This window comes from Rhodococcus sp. PvR099 (assembly GCF_017833315.1).
Classification (GTDB): Bacteria; Actinomycetota; Actinomycetes; order Mycobacteriales; family Mycobacteriaceae; genus Rhodococcus_G; species Rhodococcus_G oryzae.
The window spans coordinates 1665848-1684938 of the sequence record NZ_JAFIBV010000001.1; the positions used below are offsets into that span (position 1 = coordinate 1665848).

Below are 19091 nucleotides of genomic sequence, written 5' to 3' on the forward strand. Positions count from 1 at the left end.
TTGATCCTGTTGTGGGTGAGAGTGATCCGTATCCGTGCAGTGTGGGTTGGTAGGTCGGTAGGTGGTGATGTCAGCTAGTGAAGATGTCGTTGAGGGTGACCATCGCCAGGTTCCGGTCACGGATGATGTCGAGGAGTTCGCCGTAGACGTGGGTGACCGGCGGATGGTTCGCGTGTCCGATGATGATCGTCTGGGGGTTGAAGTACCTGTGCGCGCATTCGAGCAGGTATTGCTCTGTGATCAGACCGGAGTCGGACAATGAGCCGTACCAGAGGGTGGGGACGGTGTATCCGTGGTCCGCGGCGATGTCGTCGACGGTGCTGTTGCGGTATCCGAACGGGGGTCGGTAGTAGGGGGTGCCGTCGACGCCAAAGGTGTTGCGCAGGAACGCCTTGGTGCGAGCGAACTGCGACGAGATCGCAGTGGCGGACAATGACGTCAAGTCGGGGTGGTCCCAGGTGTGGTTGGCCAGCTGGATCTGGCCGGACTCGACCAGCGGGCGGAGTTCCGCCTTGTGATCGGTCCACGAGTCGTAGACGCCGGTGACGAAGAAGGTGAAACGGGCGCCGCTGTCGCGTGCGAATCGGATGTAGGCGCCGACGACCTCGGAGCTCGCCCCGTCATCGACGGTCAGTGCCAGATTGTTGCCCTGGCCAGGAATGGCGGTGACCGCTCCGCCGGGGACGGGCACCCGCGCGGACCGGGGTGGCGGACCTTGTAGCGGAGCTGGCTGGGTGCTGCTCGGCGACGTTGCTGGTGCCGGGGCGGCTGGCTCTGCTGGTGTCGCCGTCCCCAGTTGGGCGGAGGAGGTCGGCGCGCAACCGGAGCTGACTGCGCTTGCCGCGGCGAACATGGCCAGGAAGGACCGTCTGTCGAATTGTGGTTGAAACATGTTGTGGTTATGGACCTTCGATGTTGTGGTGTGCGGGCCAACTCGGGATCGATGACTCACGTCGACGTCAAGCCGACGTGGCGTCGGATCCGCCCGAGCCCGCCGTGCGAACAACTGCCTCGGCGCGTCCCGGGGGACCGCCGAGGCAGTTCCGTCGATGAACTCTCAGGCGGGCGCCAGTGGCATCGTGTCGACCATCTCGGCCGATACGTAGACCTGACCGCCGGCAGGCTGCCCTTCGCGGTCCGCCGTTTCGGTGCTGAGCAACGCTCCGGTCTGGGGGTCGATCACCAGCCGGTCTACGTAGCCCTCCTCGAAGGTGAACTCGAGGACGTCGCCGGGCCGCCCTGCCCGGTCCGCGCCGACGCCCAGGTCACGCGCGCTGATCGCCTCGAGGTCGAGGTCGGCCAGCACCCGGTAGATCCCCGCCTTGACCTCGGGGGTGACACCCGGGTCAGGCAGCAGTTCGGTCGCCAACCGGTACAGCGCCCGATCCGGAGCCTCCCCGGGATACCCCAGCCCCAGCTCGCTCGACAGGCTCAACATTCGTGTCCGCAGCTGGTAGGGGTCGGCGGGGAGCTCGGCCAACTGCGCGTTCGTCAGGTACCCGGACGTTTCTTGAAGGTCGCCCCCGGCCTTGCCGACGAGGGCGGTTCCGTCCGGGCGCACGTATCTGTCGTATGTCGGCTGGCCCTCGTCGGTGAGGTTGACGAACTGCTGTTGCCGGATCGGTCCGGCCCCGACCAAATAAGACGTCTCCGCCACCCGGGTCGCCGCCTTCTGCAGGGTGAAATGCGGGCCGGCCGCAAGGACCTGCACCTGCCCGGACTGGCCGAGTCCGTCGTCTCCGACGACGAATATCGACGCGGCGACAGCAACGCAGGCGGCGGCACCCACGCCGGCCACGACCCGCCAGATCCGCCGTCGGCGCTGGTCGAGTCGAACGACCGGGGCGGGGGAATCAGTGGCCTCGACGGCGGGTGGCTGCGGGGCGGTCTCGGTCTCGATGGTGCGCATCAGGTTCTCTCTCGCTCGGAGGACGACCTCGTCGCGGGGAGGTTGCGGCTCGGGTCGCCGATCGCGGATCTCCGTGAAATCACGCATCCCCTTCTCCTTGCCTCGACTCGGTCTGTTGTCGTCCTGTTCTTGCGGGATCGACGCCGTCCGGTTCACGGAGCTTGCGTCGGAGTCGGTTCAAGCGAGACCGAACGGTTCCGATCGGGATCTGCAGCGCCTCGGCGATCTCGGCATAGCTGAGGTCCTCCCACGCATGGAGAAGCAGCGTGTCGAGATCGGCCTGCGGCAATCGCCGGAGTCGGCGCTCGAGCGCCAGGAACTCACGCCGGGCATCGAGCGAACTGTCGACCCGCTCCTCGAAGGCCACCGGGGCCTCGGGCCTCGCGTGACGGGCGAGCAGGGCGACCTCCCTATGGAGGCGGCGACGGTTCCCGTGCAGCAGATTGCCTGCGATGCCGTACAGCCAGGGCAACGCCTGCTCGTACTCGAGATCGAAACCGACCCGTCTACCGAACGCGATCGTGAACACGTCCGAGGCGAGATCATCCGCAGCATCCGCCCCTGCCCTACGAGCGAGGTAGCGGTGAATCGTGCCGAAATGACGATCGAAGATGCCCGCGAAGGCGTCCGGATCCGTCAGCGACCGGGCGATCAGCTCATTGTCTCGCGGGGCTGGGACCTCGCGGAGTGCATCAGTGTCCACATGCCTACTTGTCACCGACGCCTCTCCCGGTTCACGGCGTGCGCAGCCGGCGACCCCGACACTGGACAACTCATCCTCAGTCTTGAGGTCGATGGGGCGCCCATCGTGGCGCGGTGCCCGTGAACACTCACCTGCGAAGGGCGCTGCGCCTGGTGGCGGTCGATGAATCGCTCACGGTGAGTGTTTTCGGTCACAGCCATTGCGGGAACTGCGCGGTGGTGGGGACCCCCCTCGATCATGTCGGCTGTATGTTCGGCAACCTGATCAGGGCATGGAAATTCGCTCGCGCAGCCAGGCGCGGATACGTCGACGAGCGTTTGTGTAGGGCGACGAGGTGTTGAACTGGATCATCCGGCCGGCGGTGTAGCTGCGGTGGAATGACGCACCGTACAACTCATCGTCGCTCATGGACTCGACCAGTGCGATCACCTGCTCTTCGGCCGCCGCGAAGCGTGCCAGCAGACCTGTCCACGATTCGGCGGCGTGGTCGCTGTAGAACTTCTGAGCCAGCTCGCCGAGCTGATTCCATGTGAAGCCCGGGGCGGGAAAGCTCGGTTCGTCACCCCGGCCGCGGATCTCGAACCACAACAGCACCAGCTCGTTCCATCCGATCAGGTAAGCAACCAGGTCGGCCGGACTCATCATCGTTCCCGCCGCATGCCCCGGCAGCGTCGACTCTCGCGCCAGTTCCGGCGGGACGCGCTCGAGATCACGGGTGAGCTTGCAGTAGCTGTCGCCGATGGCATCGAGCAACTCGACCTTGGACTGCGGCACTGCCATCGAAACTCCCTTCACCCTGCACCTGCGCCCACCATATCGGCCCAATCGAGGCGAAACCGCATGCCACGGTTGGCATGCAAGCATCAGCGCGACCGCGAGCCATCGTCGCCGACCATTCGTCATCGGCTGCCGTGCTCCAGGCTGGAGTTCGCGACCGGTGTCGGAAATGGTCGCCGCATCCCTCACCTGCAGCATGGCGGATATGCCCGGCGCCGGTCCGGCGCTAGCTTACGAAGCCGTGGCATAGGTCACACCCCCATTCGATTCACATGAACGGAGGGAGAACCGGGATCGATTGGCACGATCTCGTGAGTGCATTACTTCGCTCAGTTGCCGGACCAAACTCGTTCAGTTGCTCAGGTCGCTTCTGACGGCTGCAGGTCCGCTGGTTGGCGACCGTAGGTTCTCGTCCTCCGGTGCCGAGCTGGTTGGAACGTTGAGCGAATCCCTTACGGCCTGCGGTGCACGGGTTCCGCAGCCAGGCTCTATCCCTACTCAAAGAGGACACGGATTCTGCAATGACCCTCTTGATGCCCGGAATCAAGTCGGGGGGCCTTCCAGATCCTTCCATGAAAGGAAAACAATGATTCAGAGCAACTCCCGTCGCGTGATCGGTGGTGTGAGCGCGTTCGCGGTGGCGGCCGGGTTGGCGCTCACCGCTGGCGTTGGAATGGCAAGTGCTGCGCCGGGTTCGGTCAACTGGTGGGACGGCGGCAGCACATTCACCCGCACGATCAGCAACGTGACGCCCGCCGTGGGCGAGACCATCTCGGTGTCGACCACGTTCAGCCGCGTCCCCAACGCCGAGACCGGCGACGAGACCATCCAAGAGATGACGGACGTCCACCCGGCATGCCTGACCTTCGTAGACCTGAAGATCGACGGGGTCCAAACGGCACTCACCAACTCGGATCCGACATCTGCGAAGGTCGTCGGCAGCTGGCTTGTGAACTCGACCTCGCCGCGCACCATGGTGTACTCGTACAAGGTCGGCGCCAACTGTGACCGCGATGTCGCGTTGAACACCTCCATGAAATACTCGGGATCGCTCGGCGCGGGCAACTACCCGGACAAGGGCCCAACCATCTCGGTGGCCAAGAGCGCAAGCGCAAGTGGTTCGTTGGGGAATCTGTTCGGGTCCTGAAACCAGGTAGTTCCCAGGCAGGTTCCGACCAGCGTGGCATGACGAAGTTGGCGAGGACCTCCGGTATCGGTTCGCGTACACACCGACCACCGCGAGGTCCTCGTCGCACGCCAATGCGTCCGGATTCCACGTGGCTCTTTGCCCCGGTCACGAGACACCAACCCACATGAACTGATTGACACAAGTTTCGCCCGGCATACTCATGATTTCGTATGTGAATCAGGCCGAAATTCGGTACATATGCGACATTTGCGACCCATTCTTCGGTGTGGCGACATGCCCGCGTGACACCGTCGATACGCAAACCGGTCAGTCGTCCAGCGCTGTCGCGCAGATCATCTAAGGTTGGGCCGTCATTTGCGCGCAACGTCGTGACGCAAGCCCAATACCGCAGGAGCGCAGAACTATTCGTTCATCACACAGGGTCCTACATACCGCATTGATCTCGGCGATCGTCGCCGGGGCGGCGTTGGCGGGGCCCACCACAGCGGCGGCCCAGGAGTCCTCCGAGGCATTCGGTTCGAGCTCGTCCTCGTGCAGCTTCATCGAGCAAATCGGTTCGCTGTTCGGATCCTCGGACTGCGAGGCCTCCCCTCGCCCGTCGACGCCGGATCGCGCCGCCGATCAGACGGCGGATCGCGCTGCCGATCAGATGGCGGCGGACATCGCCAGGCTGACCAACGAACACCGCAAGCGGAACGGCCTGCCCCCGTTGAAGTTCAACGCGGACATGTCAGAGGTCGCCCAGTCGTGGAGCGGCCGGCTCGCGAAGGCCGGGACGCTGTCGCACAACCCGGCCTACAGCAAGGAGATCCCGCAGGGCTGGCGAGTTGCGTCGGAGAACGTGCTCCAGAACTGGAAGCAGGCCTCGGCCGACCAGCTCGTCAAGCAGTGGATCAACTCACCGGGCCACAACGCGAACATGCTGAACCCCGACATCACCGACATCGGAGTCGGCTACTACGTCGGACCGGACGGCCGGGCCTGGGCCACCCAGAACTTCGCCCGGTACTGAGCGAGGACGGGCGGTCTCATCAACCGACGAGGAGTCGTCACCGGCCCGGGGCCACCCGGATCAGGCCTGCCGATCCAACTGATTCTCGGCGATCCAGGCCACGATCTGGGTCCGGGAAGTGAACCCGAGCTTGGCCAGGATGTGTTCGACGTGGCCCTGGGCGGTGCGGGGTGAGATCACCAGCATCGAGGCGATCACCTTGTTCGTGTGGCCGGCCGCGACCAGGCCTGCCACCTCGGATTCGCGCGGGGTCAACACGGATGCGACCGGTGCCGTCCGGGGCTTGTCGGTGTGGGCGTCCCCGAGGGCGTACGCGATGGATTCGTCAAGGCTCATGGCGGCACCGGTTCGAGATGCTTCACCGTAGGCGCGGTCCCCGAGCGCGTCACGGGTCAGTTGCACGCACTCGTCGTGGTTCCCGAGCATGTACGGGAGGGTCACGGAGAATCGTCCCACCGTCTGTGCGAGCGTCTCCGCGGCACCCATCAGGACCGCGGCACGCATCGGCTCGCCTCCGCGGATCTCGATCCAGGCCAACGACTCCAGGCACCATCCCGTCATGACCGGATCCTTGAGCTGCCGGAGCAGCCGCAACGCCTGTTCCAGCAGAGTTGCGGCCCGATCGGTCTCGCCGGCCTGCAGCGTGGTCACCGCGAGAGCCCACGACGAGTACGCGCGGAAGGAGAACTCACCTCGCGGGGCGGTGATCGCGAGGATCTGCTCGTGACACTTGGCGGCCGCCTCCTGGTCCCCCGACAGTCCAGTCGCGATTGCCAGGCCGAGAAGTCCGCCTGTCACCAGGGCGATGCGGAGCCCGGTTCCCGCCAAGTGAGACTCGGCCGCATATGCACTGTCGAGTGCGGCCTGGAACGGTTCGACCGCCGCGACTAGGTCTCCGCTGAACACGGCCAGATACCCGCTCGCATAGTTCGCCATCTCGAGCGACTCCGCGTCTCCGCGCTGTTCCGCAAGCGCGCGACACCGCGCCGCCCTCTCCGCGGCGTCGTCGAGTTGCCCTTGCATTCCCGCGAACACGCAGTCGCCATACAACGTCAACGGCCGTTCCACGGTCTGCGCATCGTCGGAGCTCGCCAGAGCGCGGCCCATCCAATGCCTGGCCTCCGCCAGCAGGCCCCGGTACGACCAGAACAGCCACAGGGCATTGACGATGTGCGCGTTCGCGTCCGGATCGGTCTCGACCACCGACTCGGTGAGACTGAAGGTCAGCGCCTCCCGTAGGTTCGGCCGCTCCCGATCGAGTCGGTCGATCCAGTCGATCTGGCGGGCGCTGATCCACTCGGACTGCGCCTGCAGCACCAGCCGTTCGTACCAGGCGAGGTGCCCCCGCTGAGCCCGGAGGTAGTCGCCGGACTCGCGCAACCTCTCCCGGCCGTACGCGCGGATCGTCTCGACCATGCCGAAACGCACGACCTCCCCGACCTGCTCACGTACCAGGATCGACTTGTCCACGAGCGAGCCGACCGCGTCGAGAAAATCGTCGGCGACCAGACCCTCGGGACACACCCCCTCGGCCGCATCGAGCTCGAAACCGCCCACGAACACCGACAGCCACGCCCACACCTGCTGCTCTCGCGCGGTGCACAGCTCGTAGCTCCAGTCCACACACGACCGCAACGTCTGTAGCCGGGTCGGTGCCACCCGAGAACCGACCGTCAGCAGCCGGTACCGGTCGGTCAGGCGTTCCATGATCTGCGCGACCGACATCGCCCGGATCCGCACCGCCGCCAGCTCGATCGCCAACGGAAGTCCATCCACCCTGCCGCAAATTCCTGCCACCGCAGCACAATTGGCCTCGGTGAGCGCGAAATCGGCCATAGCCGCAGTGGCGCGTGCGACGAACAGCGCCACCGCCTCGTATTGGGGCATCGCCTCGAGTGGCGGGGTCTGCACGGCGTCAGGAACGGTCAACGGCGGCACCCGCAACACCAGCTCCCCGTCCACCCCGAGAAGCTCGCGGCTTGTCGCCAGGATCCGCAGCTCCGGACACGATCGCAACAGTCTCTGTGCCATTTCCGCTACTGCACCGAGCAAGTGCTCGCAGTTGTCAAGCACCAACAGGGTCTGCCGGGTGGCGAGATGATCGATCAGCCGGTCAGAGACCGAACGTCCCGGCTGATCCGGCAGCCCAAGGGATGCGGCAACGGTCTCCGCCAACAGGGCAGAGTCGTGCAGTTCGCCGAGCACGACAAACCAGACCCCGTCGGTGAACGACCGCCGCGACTCCGCGGCGACCCGCACCGCCAGCCTGGTCTTGCCGACACCGCCGATGCCGGTCAACGTGACCAGCCGCGACGTCGCCAGCAACCGCCTCGCCTCGGCTATCTCGTGACGCCGACCGACGAAGCTGGTCAACTCGGCCGGCACGTTTCCTGGCTTGTCCTTCACGGAGGTCGTCATCGAACGTCCTGTCGTTTCGCCGGGTTCGTGTGACAGAAACTACCCCTGGTGGGCAAGAACAGGGGCGTTGTGCCCATGTTGTTGCGTTCATCCGCGGTGACACACGCCCGGCCGTTCTCCGGCGTCAGGTGTTCCCGGGCCTGCTGCTCAATCCCTGCTCGACCATCCACGCCGCGACCTGGATACGGGAGGCGAATCCGAGCTTCGCGAGGATCTGCTCGACGTGCCCCTGCACGGTGCGCTGGGAGATCAGGAGCTGCGCGGCGATCGCCTTGTTGGTCAGGCCCTGAGCCACGAGCTCGGCGACCTGGCGCTCGCGCTGGGTCAGCGCCGATGCCGACCCCGCAGGCTGCCGATCCTCCGCCTCGGAGAGTTCGTCGAGCGCGAACGCGATCGCCTCCTCCGGGCTCCACCGCGCCCCTTCTTGAACGGCGCCCTCGAACGCCCGCTCACCGAGGACCCGACGGGTCTGCTGCTCGCATTCCGCGTGGTGCACCTGCAGCGTGCGGGCAACCACTCCTGCGCTGCCCACCCCCCGCCACATCGTCTCCACCGCGCCCAGCAGCAGCGCGGCACGTCGGGGACGATTCTCCGCACAGGCGATCCACGCCAGCGTCTCCACACACATCGCGGCGGCGAGCATGTCGTCCGCCGATCGGGACAGCCGCAGCCCTTGTTCGAGAAGGCCGGCGGCGCGCGGTGGATCGGCCTCCCACAGCGCGAGCCCGAGGGCGCAGGCCGCATATGCCCGGTAAACGAACTCGCCGGTTCGTTCGCTGATGGCAAGGGCGTCTTCTTGGTAACTCATGGCCCTGGCCGCGTCGCCGAGCAGTCCGGACGCCAAGGTGAGTCCGAGCAATGTCGAGATCTGCCTGAGGTTGTTCCCCTGGTCCGCGAACGCCGCGAGAGCCTTCTCCCAGCCGGCGAGCGCGCCCGGCAGATCCCCGGCGAAGGCGGCGAGATACGCGCTCGCGTGGATGACCGCTACGCGCATCGTGTCGTCGTCCAGGTGCTCCGCGAGGTCGTGTCCCGCCGCCGCCAACGCGGCGGCCGACGCGAAGTCGCCCTGATAGCCGGCGAGCAAACTGTTGGCGCACAACGCTTTCACCCTGTCGACGGACGGTTCGTCCCCGTGCAGCTCGAGCGCGCAGTCGAGCCAGTATCTGCCCTCGCGGAGGAGGCCACGGGAGAGCCAGAACGGGAAGAGGGCCACTGAGATCTGCAGGCCCGTGTCGGCCTCGTCCGGCTCGCTCATGCAGAAGTGCAGCGCCTCACGCAGGTTCGTCTGCTCGCGTCCCAGTCGGGCCATGAGCTCGACTTGGCGGGGGCCGATCCACTCGAATCTCGTCGTCGAGACCAGATCCCGGTGCCAGCTCAGGTGCCGTCGACGGAGGACCTCGATGTCGTCCGGGCCGAGCAACTCCTCGCGGCCGTATTCGCGCAGTGTCTCGAGCATCCGGTAGCGCGCCACCGCCCCCGCGCCCTCGCAGATCAGGATCGACTTGTCGACGAGCGAGGCCAGCACGTCGAGCACCTCGTCCACCGGCTGATCACCGGCGCAGATCCCTTCCGCCGCATCCAGTTCGAACCCGCCGGAGAAGATCGTCAACCGACCCCACAGCTCGCGTTCCGCTTCGGTGCACAGTTCGCGGCTCCAGTCGATGGACAGCCTGAGGGTCTGCTGCCGGCTCGGCGCTCCCCTGCGGCCGCCCGTGAGCAGCTGATACCGATCGGACAGCCGGTCGAGAATCTGCTCGGCCGACAGTGTCCGCAACCGGACCGCCGCCAGCTCGATGGCAAGCGGGAGCCCGTCGAGCCGGTGACAGATCTGCGCCACGGCCACTCGATTGTCCTCACTGAGGGCGAAACCGGGCACCGCGACGGCAGCGCGTTCAAGGAAAAGAGCCGCGGCCTCGTAGCGAGCAAGGTCCTGCAGCGACGGCGGCTCGTCCGGGTCCGGTACCGCGAGCGACGGGACTCGCAACACGGCTTCGCCGCCGACCGCGAGGGCCTCGCGGCTGGTGGCCAGGATCCGCAGCCCCGGACAGCGTCGCAACAGGGTCATTGCCAGGGTCGCAACCGCATCCACCACGTGTTCACAGTTGTCGATCACCAGGAGCAGTCGTCGGTCACGCAGATGACCAGCCAACATCTCGAGCGGCGGCTCGCTCGAGATGTTCCGCGGCGCGATCGTGGCGGCCACCATGCCCGCAACGAGGGCCGGATCGCGCAGGTCGCCGAGCTCGACCAGCCACACACCGTCCTCGAAGTCTCGTCTCGAGTCCGCGCCGACCCGCAGCGCCAGCCGCGTCTTGCCGACACCACCGATACCGGTCAACGTCAACAGCCGCGACGACGACAACAGTCGCCTCGACTCGGCCGTCTCGTTGCGGCGCCCGACGAAGCTGTTCAGTTCGAGGGGAAGGTTGCCAGCCGCCTTGCCACGGGTGATGGGCGGCATCGTCACTCCCATCTCTCCCCCGGCTCAGGGCCGCGAACGATATCGACCGGAATCCGCCTCGTGCGGCGAAGCTCCGACTTGACACTTTAGAGTGAACTGTAACGCCATGGGGGCGCTTGCTGTCGCGCGGATGCGAGATGTGGTCGCGGACGGCGGGGCCCAAAAACAGGTACCTCCCCCCGTCATCCTGCCGTGGTGCTCGACACAGCCCCCGCGAAGTATGAGATTCACCAGTTCTGCCCAGCGTGAAGTCGAGGTTCCTGATGCTCTTGCTCACACGACCGCCGCAGTCGACCCATCCGTCGCCGGAGGTGTTGATGATCCGGAACTGCGCGCGCTGCGCGACACTGCTGAGTCCAGGAAGCTCCTCGTGCGATGCCTGCGGCGGAAAGGACCTGCCGAAGGTCCCGTCGACGGGACTCGGAGAGATCCGCACGTGGACGGTCGTCGATCGCGAGTCACCTGACAGGTGCGGCGATCCGATGCCGTGCCTTCTCGCGGTCGTCGCGCTCGACGACGGCCCCTGGATCTGCACCTGGCTCGAGGGCGAGATCGCGGTTCGCTCGGACCAACACGTCCGCGTTCAGTTCGATCACACCGCCGCCGGGGACCAGTATCCGGTGTTCTGCGCCTGTGGGGCCGAACGCGACCAGGAGTTCCCCGCCGCATAACCCACAACCGCCCAAGACCGGTGCAGATTTCAACGATCAGCCCGAAGGGCCGATAACGAACCAACGCCGACAATGCAGAAGTATTCATATTAGAACATTCAAATAGCGCATTCCTGATGCATTAACTCCGCCCCCGACAATGTCGGCCCGGGCGGCAATTCTGCATTGGCCCGGGTTTGATTAACCGACTTTTTGCTCCGATCAACAATTTATCGTTGTCATTCGACGGACACAGAGGGCTCCGAGACCCAGTCGGCCCCGTCCCACCTACCCAGCTCTGCTGTGGATGAAAATACGTATTTACCAGCACTTATACTCCACATATCGCAGGGCGGACGCACGCCGATCGCATGCCCACGACGCGAACACTCCGTGAACTCACAGTGAATTGAACCTCCCCTCCCCCTTGCCTTCCCGAGCGAACTGGACACACGCCATACTTCTTTTCCTTTTCGCTCACATAGCCCTGTGTCGGCGTGGTAGAAATTGTCGCGGCCGCAACTGCCCCCTGGTTGCGGCCGCACCAATTCAGGAATCGAGTCAAGGAGAAAACAATGGGAACCTTCCTCTCCGTCCTCACCGCGCTCGGCAATGCCGCCGCGGTCGGCAACCTGCTGCACTCGCTGAGCTGACGGCTCGGCTCGGGGCCGGTGCACGCCCGAGGTGCACCGGCCCCCAGTGACCGCCACACCGGCGGTCGAGAGTGGGTCGCCTCCCCCGGCACACGCGGGGCGGGCGACGAGAATGCGACGCCGGGACAGCCCTGCGTCGGGAAAGTACGCGGTCGCCACGCGAACCTGACCGCACCAGCGAAAAGTAGGGAATACATGTCTTCGAACACAGTCCGCCGCATCGCCGCTCTCGCGGCGGCCGCCGCCCTTCCCGCCGGCCTGCTCATGGCCGGAGCAGGAGCAGGCGTCGCGAGCGCCGCCGACCCGGCCTGCGCCCAGTCCAGCCACGACACCAAAAACGACTGGAGCACCGTGTGGATTACCCACACGTATGACAAGACCGTCTCAGCCGCCGAGGTCGCCGCAGGCACCAACGTCACCTACAAGATCGTCGTCGGCACCACCAGCATCGGTAACCCGTACGTCAACTCCATCACCGACTACCCGCCTGCCGGCTTCGGCGCCCCCGTCTCGGCGAAGGTCACCGCTTACCACTTCGCCCAGGGCCAGACCACCGAGGACATCACCCCGCAGACCAGCGGTGACGGCGGCTGGAGCATGAACAGCACCGGCTGGTTCGTCAACTCCGGCAACCCGGTCACCGCCGAGATCACCTACAAGGTCCCCGACAACACTGCGGCAGGCACGAAGGTCACCAGCGGCGGCATCGGCGTCGGCGGCACCGTCGGCGTCGGAACCGGCAAGCCTGGCCTCACCTCCTGCTTCAACGTGCGGGCCAAGAACCCGGGCGAGGCGGTCCTCGGCAGCGCGGACGGTGCCGGTCTCGGCTCCTCCCAAGGCCAGATGAGCTCCACCGGCTCGATCAGCGACGTCCTCGGCGACACCATCACCCGCGTCATCAACAACGGCAGCTAGATCCAGCACCCGGGTGCTGGGCACCCGCCGCTAGACCCCGTGTGCTCGGCGCCGCGACCGCCGCGCGCCGAGCACACGGCCCCCACACCCCAACGCTGCGACCTTGATGTCGATGTCGACGGTCGCACAGCAGCGACCGAAGGAACACCATGACATCACGAGAGACCACCCGCGCCATCGCCGCAGGCGCGGCAGCAACAGTGGCCATGAGCGCATTCGCCCTCCTCGGCGCAGGCGTCGCCGACGCCGCCCCCGCCACGATCACCTGGGACAGCGGAAGCTCCCGCTACATCCGCGACATCAGCAACACCACCCCCGCCGTCGGCGACACCATCACCGTCAAAACGAGATTCGAGCGCACCAGCTGGGTCGACGAGTTCATCTACAACGTCAAAGACCGGCACCACTCCTGCCTGACCTACGTCCCCGGCTCCGCCAAGATGTCCGGCGGCAGCGACTACCCGGTCGAGAACCCCGAGGTCAACGCCGACGAGGCCTACGTCCGCGCCTCCTGGGGCTCCACCGACTGGGTCGTCCGCAGCCGCCCCGGCTTCTGGGACGCCCCCACCTTCAGCGTCAGCTACAAAGTCGGCGCGAACTGCCCCCGCGGCACCGCCCTGACCACCGGCATGGACTACGGCGGATCCCTCGGCAGCGGCAACTTCGGCGACAAGGGCCCGTCCATCACCATCGGCAAGAGCAACTCCACCACCACCCTCGCCGCCGTCACCGGCGCTCGCGTCGGCGTGCCGAGCACCCTGACCGCGAACGTCACCGGCGGCGCAGCGGGCGACACCATCGAATTCCGTGACGGCTCAACCCCGATCGGCACCGCCACCCTCGACGGCGCGGGCACCGCGACCCTCGCCTGGACCCCCACCGTCCGCGGCAGCCACACCCTCACCGCCAGCTTCCCCGACACCGCGTTCGCCACTGCCTCCCAGTCCGCACCGATCACCGTGCAGGTCGCCGAGCAGAACGCGACCTCGAGCGTCGCGATCGCACCGGTGACCGGCGCGCAGGTCGGCCGCGCCTCCACCATCACCGCCACGGTCACTCCGACCGGGGCGGGCGGAACCGTCGAACTCCGTGACGGCGCAGCATCGCTCGCGACGTTGACGGTCGGTGCCGACGGCAGGGTCACCTACCAGTGGGTGCCCGCCGCGGCAGGCGCACACTCCATCACCGCCACCTTCTCCGGCCGTGACAACGTGACCGGCTCCAACACCACCGCACAGGTGAACGTGGCCGAGGCACCTGCCACCAACACCAACTCGACCACCACCCTCAACCCGGTCGGCGGCGCCGCCGTCGGCAAGGCCACCACCCTGACGGCGAAGGTCACCCCAGCCAACGCCGGCGGCACCGTCACCTTCAAGGACGGCGGCACCGTCATCGGCACCGGCACGGTCGGCGCCGACGGCACCGCCACCGCCGCGTGGACCCCGGCCACCGCAGGTCAGCGCACCATCACCGCCGAATACTCCGGCAAGGACACCGTCAACGCGTCCTCCGACCAGGAATCGGTGATCGTGGGACCCGGCGACGGCACCGGCGGAACCCCCGGAACCGGCGGCGGCACCGGCAGCCTCGGCTCGATCTTCGGCTCCTGACACCCACACCGTGAAGGGTCTGTCCCCGGCCTGGGCGGCCGGGGACAGACCCTTCGGCCCTAACTGAACGCTGCGGCCTCGCTGTCGACGGTCGCACTCCCCTCGACCGAAGGAACACCATGACATCACGAGAGACCACCCGCGCCATCGCCGCAGGCGCGGCAGCAACAGTGGCCATGAGCGCATTCGCCCTCCTCGGCGCAGGCGTCGCCGACGCCGCCCCCGCCACGATCACCTGGGACAGCGGAAGCTCCCGCTACATCCGCGACATCAGCAACACCACCCCCGCCGTCGGCGACACCATCACCGTCAAAACGAGATTCGAACGCACCAGCTGGGTCGACGAGTACATCTACAACGTCAAAGACCGGCACCACTCCTGCCTGACCTACGTCCCCGGCTCCGCCAAAATGTCCGGCGGCAGCGACTACCCGGTCGAGAACCCCGAGGTCAACGCCGACGAGGCCTACGTCCGCGCCTCCTGGGGCTCCACCGACTGGGTCGTCCGCAGCCGCCCCGGCTTCTGGGACGCCCCCACCTTCAGCGTCAGCTACAAAGTCGGCGCGAACTGCCCCCGCGGCACCGCCCTGACCACCGGCATGGACTACGGCGGATCCCTCGGCAGCGGCAACTTCGGCGACAAGGGCCCGTCCATCACCATCGGGACGAACCCGGGCACCACCGACTCGACCACCACGCTCAACCCGGTCACCGGGGCCACCGTCGGCAAGGCCACCACCCTGACGGCGAAGGTCAACCCCGCCAACGCCGGCGGCACCGTCACCTTCAAGGACGGCGGCACCTTCATCGGCGCCGCCCAGGTCGGATCCGACGGGACCGCCACTGCTGCATGGACCCCGGCGACCGCAGGCGAGCGGACCGTCACCGCCTACTACTCGGGCAAGGACACGGTCGACGCGTCGTCCGACCAGAAGGCGGTGACCGTCGCACCCGCCGGCAGCACCGGCGGAACCGGCAGTCTTGGCTCGCTCCTCGGCGGCTTCGGCTCCAGCAAGTAACCACCACCGGGTCTTTCCCCGGCCTCGACGGCCGGGGAAAGACCCGGCAGTACCACAAGAGCCGAACACACGGCCCCAAACCCCACACCCCAACGCTGCGACCTTGATGTCGATGACGACGGTCGCACAGCAGCGACCGAAGGAACACCATGACATCACGAGAGACCACCCGCGCCATCGCCGCAGGCGCGGCAGCAACAGTGGCCATGAGCGCATTCGCCCTCCTCGGCGCAGGCGTTGCCAGCGCTGCCCCCGGGTCGATCACCTGGAATAGCGGAAGCTCCCGCTACATCCGCGACATCAGCAACACCACCCCCGCCGTCGGCGACACCATCACCGTCAAAACGAGATTCGAACGCACCAGCTGGGTCGACGAGTACATCTACAACGTCAAAGACCGGCACCACTCCTGCCTGACCTACGTCCCCGGCTCCGCCAAAATGTCCGGCGGCAGCGACTACCCGGTCGAGAACCCCGAGGTCAACGCCGACGAGGCCTACGTCCGCGCCTCCTGGGGCTCCACCGACTGGGTCGTCCGCAGCCGCCCCGGCTTCTGGGACGCCCCCACCTTCAGCGTCAGCTACAAAGTCGGCGCGAACTGCCCCCGCGGCACCGCCCTGACCACCGGCATGGACTACGGCGGATCGCTCGGCAGCGGCAGCTTCGGCACCCAGGGTCCATCGATCACCATCGGCAAGAGCAGCTCCACCACCACCCTCGCCGCCGTCACCGGCGCCCAGGCCGGCAAGGCGAGCACCCTGACCGCCACCGTCACCGGCGGCGCGGCGGGCGACACCATCGAATTCCGTGACGCCGCAACCCCGATCGGCACCGCCACCCTCGACGGCGCGGGCACCGCGACCCTCGCCTGGACCCCGATCACCGCCGGTGCACACAACCTCACGGCCCGCTTCCCCGACACGGCTTTCGCCACGGCCTCCGAGTCGTCGCCGATCACCGTGCAGGTCGCCGAGGCACCCGTGCCCTCCACCATCGCGATCGCACCGATCACCGATGGACAGGTCGGCCGCGCCACCACCATCACCGCCACCGTCACCCCGGCCACAGCGGGCGGCACCGTCGAACTCCGCGACGGAACAACCTCACTCGCCACCGTGCCCGTCGGCAACGACGGCACCATCCACCACGAATGGACCCCGGCCGCGGCAGGCGCACACACCCTCACCGCCACCTACTCAGGCCACGACAACACCACCGGCTCCACCACCACCGCACAGGTCAACGTGACCGAGGCACCCGTGCCGTCCACCGTCGTGCTCGCACCGATCACCGACGCACAGGTCGGCAAGGCGAGCACCATCACCGCCACCGTCAACCCGGCCACAGCGGGCGGCACCGTCGAACTCCGCGACGGAACAACCTCACTCGCCACCCTGCCCGTCGGCGCCGACGGCACCATCCACCACGAGTGGACCCCCGCCGCCGCTGGCGGGCACACCCTCACCGCCACCTACTCCGGCCGTGACGGCGTCACCGGATCCACCACCACCGCACAGGTCACCGTGACCGAGGCACCCGTGCCATCGACCATTGCGATCGCGCCGGTCACCGACGCACAGGTCGGCAAGGCGAGCACCATCACCGCCACCGTCAACCCGGCCGCAGCAGGCGGCACCATCGAACTCCGCGACGGCACAACCTCACTCGCCACCCTGCCCGTCGGCAACGAGGGCAAGATCGACTACCAGTGGACCCCGGCAGCGGCAGGCGCACACTCCATCACCGCCACCTACTCCGGCCACGACAACACCACCGGATCCAACACCACCGCGCAGGTGAATGTGTCCGAGGCACCCGCCTCCAACACCGACTCGACCACCACGCTCAACCCGGTCAGCGGCGCCACAGTCGGCAAGGCCACCACGGTCACGGCGAAGGTCAACCCCGCCAACGCAGGCGGCACCGTCACGTTCAAGGAGGGCAGCACCGTCATCGGCACCGGCCAGGTCGGACCCGACGGAAGTGCCACTGTCACCTGGACTCCCGCCACCGCTGGCCAGCGCACCATCACCGCCGAGTACTCGGGTCACGGCACCGTGAACGCGTCGTCCGGCCAGCTGCCGGTTACCGTCGCGGCCGGCGGCGGAACGGGCGGCACCGGCAGCCTCGGCGGCTTCGGCTCCAGCAACTGACAACTGACAACTGACAACTGACTGAAGGGTCTGTCCCCGGCCATCTCGGCCGGGGACAGACCCTTCGCTCAACCCGACCACAAGTACCTCGAATGAACCTACGATGCCGACCCATGCGTGCTTACATGGACGTTCGTCCAGAAGGAGGGTGACAACGTGCGGTCCAGCCGAGTCCCTACCCGTATCGTCACGCTGATCCTCCTCGTTGCCGCCACCGCGGCACAGCAGGTGTCAGCGAATGCCAGACCGGCGGACACCGGCGACTGGACGCTGCCCCGATTGACCGTGACCGACGGTGCCATCACCGATGTCACCGGGCGGACCGTCCTGCTGCGCGGGGCGAACGTCACCCAGCTCAACGACTACGCCAAGAACGACCCCGCGCTCCGGGCCACCGCCCGCCTCGAACCCGACGAGTTCGCCCGGATGGCAGCCCACGGCTTCAACGTCTCGCGGCTGACCATCGCGTGGTCGGCCCTCGAACCCACCCCCGGCGCCTTCGACACGGACTATGTGGCCCGGATCCGCGAAGCCGTGAAAGATGCCAAGGCGCAGGGCATCTACACCGTGCTGGACATGCACCAGGACGCCTGGGGCAAGGCCGTGGGCACGCCTCCTGGCGAGTCCTGCCCGTCGCCGCTCGAGGACGGCATCGGGTGGGACGGTGCCCCGGCCTGGGCCACCCTGACCGACGGCTGGAGCACCTGCACCCTCGGCGGGATGCGGGAGAGCTCCCCCGCCGTTGCCCGCTCGTTCCAGAACTTCTACGACGACGCCCAGGGCATCCAGGGTCACCTCGTCAACACCTGGGCTCGCTTGGCCGCCGAATTCAAGGACGAACCGGCGGTCGTCGGCTACGACCTGCTCAACGAGCCCAACCCCGGACTGCGGGACCCCATCACCGCCGCCGACCAGATCGGCCGGTTCTACCAGCGCGCGATCGCGGCGATCCGGCAGGCCGAGCAGGGTGGGTTCGCGCACCTGGTGTTCTTCGAGCCGAGCGCGGTCTGGTCCGCGCTGGGGGTCGACGCGCTGCCGCCGCCGCACTATCTCAATGATCCCCTCGTGGTGTTCGCGCCCCACCTCTACAGCGGCTCGATCAACGTCGACAACGACGTCCCCTCGATCGAGGACGGCTTCCGGCTGGCGCTCGACGCCGCCGCCAGGTATCGGGCACCGGTGTGGGCCGGTGAGTGGGCCTGGTTCGGCGACCCCGACGCCGACGTCGCGAAGGTCGATCGATTCGTCGATGCGATGAACGCACACCGGATCGGCGGCGCCTGGTGGTCCTGGACCCAGGCCTGCGGAGACCCGCACTTCATCCACGACGGCAACACCGCCGCCACCCACAAGACGATGGGCAACCTCAACCTGATCGACTGCCCCTCGGGCCGATCCGCCGGCATGGAGGAGAGATTCGCCCGCCCGCTCGCGCGCGCCTACCCGCGGGCCGCTCCCGGCACCCTCACGGAGGTGACCGCGACCGGGTTCGCCGGCACCGGCACCGGACGCCTCGAGGCCTGGTACCCCGGCACCGAACGCCCCGACCTCGACACCTCCGGAGTCTCCGATCTCGACCTGACCCAGATCGACGGCGGGTGGCGGCTGACCGGAACAACCACCGGTACCTATGGGGTGGCCCAGCGTTGAGACGAAAC

At 67.2% G+C, this 19091-nt stretch carries 14 protein-coding genes; 8 read left to right on the forward strand and 6 right to left on the reverse strand.

Features of this window, described 5'->3' with window-relative positions; all coding sequences use genetic code 11:
* Positions 1 to 70: 70 nt before the first annotated feature.
* The 4 genes from JOE46_RS07605 to JOE46_RS07620 all read right to left on the reverse strand — a co-directional run bounded on the left by JOE46_RS07605 (position 71) and on the right by JOE46_RS07620 (position 3392).
* Positions 71 to 892: a polysaccharide deacetylase family protein gene (locus tag JOE46_RS07605; protein WP_209926722.1), complete on the reverse strand. Its 822-nt coding sequence runs from the start codon at positions 890 to 892 to the stop codon at positions 71 to 73.
* A gap of 165 nt (positions 893 to 1057) precedes the next feature.
* A complete protein-coding gene (locus JOE46_RS07610; RefSeq protein WP_209926725.1) occupies positions 1058 to 1996 on the reverse strand; it encodes a hypothetical protein in 939 nt (312 codons plus the stop codon).
* On the reverse strand, positions 1989 to 2612 hold the full coding sequence (locus JOE46_RS07615) for an RNA polymerase sigma factor (RefSeq protein ID WP_209926726.1): 624 nt from the start codon (positions 2610 to 2612) through the stop codon (positions 1989 to 1991). The genes JOE46_RS07610 and JOE46_RS07615 overlap by 8 nt, the downstream gene beginning before the upstream one ends.
* Before the next feature lie 264 nt (positions 2613 to 2876).
* Positions 2877 to 3392 carry a ClbS/DfsB family four-helix bundle protein gene (locus JOE46_RS07620; RefSeq protein WP_209926728.1) on the reverse strand — a complete coding sequence of 172 codons (516 nt, stop codon included), beginning with the start codon at positions 3390 to 3392 and terminating at the stop codon, positions 2877 to 2879.
* A gap of 583 nt (positions 3393 to 3975) precedes the next feature.
* Here JOE46_RS07620 and JOE46_RS07625 point away from each other — a divergent pair.
* Positions 3976 to 4536, forward strand: coding sequence for a hypothetical protein (locus JOE46_RS07625; protein WP_108168851.1), 561 nt, complete (start codon positions 3976 to 3978; stop codon positions 4534 to 4536).
* Between the two features lie 439 nt (positions 4537 to 4975).
* Positions 4976 to 5551: a CAP domain-containing protein gene (locus JOE46_RS07630; RefSeq protein ID WP_209926729.1), complete on the forward strand. Its 576-nt coding sequence runs from the start codon at positions 4976 to 4978 to the stop codon at positions 5549 to 5551.
* Positions 5552 to 5611: 60 nt separating this feature from the next.
* On the opposite strand, the gene JOE46_RS07635 is transcribed toward JOE46_RS07630, so the two are convergent.
* A complete protein-coding gene (locus JOE46_RS07635) occupies positions 5612 to 7969 on the reverse strand; it encodes a LuxR C-terminal-related transcriptional regulator (RefSeq protein WP_209926730.1) in 2358 nt (785 codons plus the stop codon).
* Positions 7970 to 8093: 124 nt separating this feature from the next.
* Positions 8094 to 10430 carry a LuxR C-terminal-related transcriptional regulator gene (locus JOE46_RS07640; RefSeq protein ID WP_209926731.1) on the reverse strand — a complete coding sequence of 779 codons (2337 nt, stop codon included), beginning with the start codon at positions 10428 to 10430 and terminating at the stop codon, positions 8094 to 8096.
* A gap of 263 nt (positions 10431 to 10693) precedes the next feature.
* On the opposite strand from JOE46_RS07640, the gene JOE46_RS07645 reads away from it, so the two are divergent.
* The 6 genes from JOE46_RS07645 (at position 10694) to JOE46_RS07670 (ending at position 19083) form a co-directional block, all read left to right on the forward strand.
* A complete protein-coding gene (locus JOE46_RS07645; RefSeq protein ID WP_209926732.1) occupies positions 10694 to 11101 on the forward strand; it encodes a Zn-ribbon domain-containing OB-fold protein in 408 nt (135 codons plus the stop codon).
* Between the two features lie 827 nt (positions 11102 to 11928).
* Positions 11929 to 12648, forward strand: coding sequence for a hypothetical protein (locus tag JOE46_RS07650; protein ID WP_209926734.1), 720 nt, complete (start codon positions 11929 to 11931; stop codon positions 12646 to 12648).
* Between the two features lie 149 nt (positions 12649 to 12797).
* On the forward strand, positions 12798 to 14261 hold the full coding sequence (locus JOE46_RS07655) for an Ig-like domain-containing protein (protein ID WP_209926735.1): 1464 nt from the start codon (positions 12798 to 12800) through the stop codon (positions 14259 to 14261).
* 119 nt (positions 14262 to 14380) lie between these two features.
* The gene (locus JOE46_RS07660) at positions 14381 to 15280 is read left to right on the forward strand and encodes an Ig-like domain-containing protein (RefSeq protein ID WP_209926736.1); all 900 of its coding nucleotides are present in this window, start codon (positions 14381 to 14383) and stop codon (positions 15278 to 15280) included.
* 149 nt (positions 15281 to 15429) lie between these two features.
* A complete protein-coding gene (locus tag JOE46_RS07665) occupies positions 15430 to 17433 on the forward strand; it encodes an Ig-like domain-containing protein (protein ID WP_209926737.1) in 2004 nt (667 codons plus the stop codon).
* Positions 17434 to 17589: 156 nt separating this feature from the next.
* Positions 17590 to 19083: a glycoside hydrolase family 5 protein gene (locus JOE46_RS07670; RefSeq protein WP_374102884.1), complete on the forward strand. Its 1494-nt coding sequence runs from the start codon at positions 17590 to 17592 to the stop codon at positions 19081 to 19083.
* Positions 19084 to 19091 lie beyond the last annotated feature (8 nt).

Bases quoted from the DNA above. Each gene is read 5' to 3' on its own strand.
- JOE46_RS07605 (WP_209926722.1), bottom strand. From the start codon at position 892: ATGTTTCAACCACAATTCGACAGACGGTCCTTCCTGGCCATGTTCGCC.
- JOE46_RS07610 (WP_209926725.1), bottom strand. From the start codon at position 1,996: ATGCGTGATTTCACGGAGATCCGCGATCGGCGACCCGAGCCGCAACCT.
- JOE46_RS07620 (WP_209926728.1), bottom strand. From the start codon at position 3,392: ATGGCAGTGCCGCAGTCCAAGGTCGAGTTGCTCGATGCCATCGGCGAC.
- JOE46_RS07625 (WP_108168851.1), top strand. From the start codon at position 3,976: ATGATTCAGAGCAACTCCCGTCGCGTGATCGGTGGTGTGAGCGCGTTC.
- JOE46_RS07635 (WP_209926730.1), bottom strand. From the start codon at position 7,969: ATGACGACCTCCGTGAAGGACAAGCCAGGAAACGTGCCGGCCGAGTTG.
- JOE46_RS07640 (WP_209926731.1), bottom strand. From the start codon at position 10,430: ATGCCGCCCATCACCCGTGGCAAGGCGGCTGGCAACCTTCCCCTCGAA.
- JOE46_RS07645 (WP_209926732.1), top strand. From the start codon at position 10,694: ATGCTCTTGCTCACACGACCGCCGCAGTCGACCCATCCGTCGCCGGAG.
- JOE46_RS07650 (WP_209926734.1), top strand. From the start codon at position 11,929: ATGTCTTCGAACACAGTCCGCCGCATCGCCGCTCTCGCGGCGGCCGCC.
- JOE46_RS07655 (WP_209926735.1), top strand. From the start codon at position 12,798: ATGACATCACGAGAGACCACCCGCGCCATCGCCGCAGGCGCGGCAGCA.
- JOE46_RS07660 (WP_209926736.1), top strand. From the start codon at position 14,381: ATGACATCACGAGAGACCACCCGCGCCATCGCCGCAGGCGCGGCAGCA.
- JOE46_RS07665 (WP_209926737.1), top strand. From the start codon at position 15,430: ATGACATCACGAGAGACCACCCGCGCCATCGCCGCAGGCGCGGCAGCA.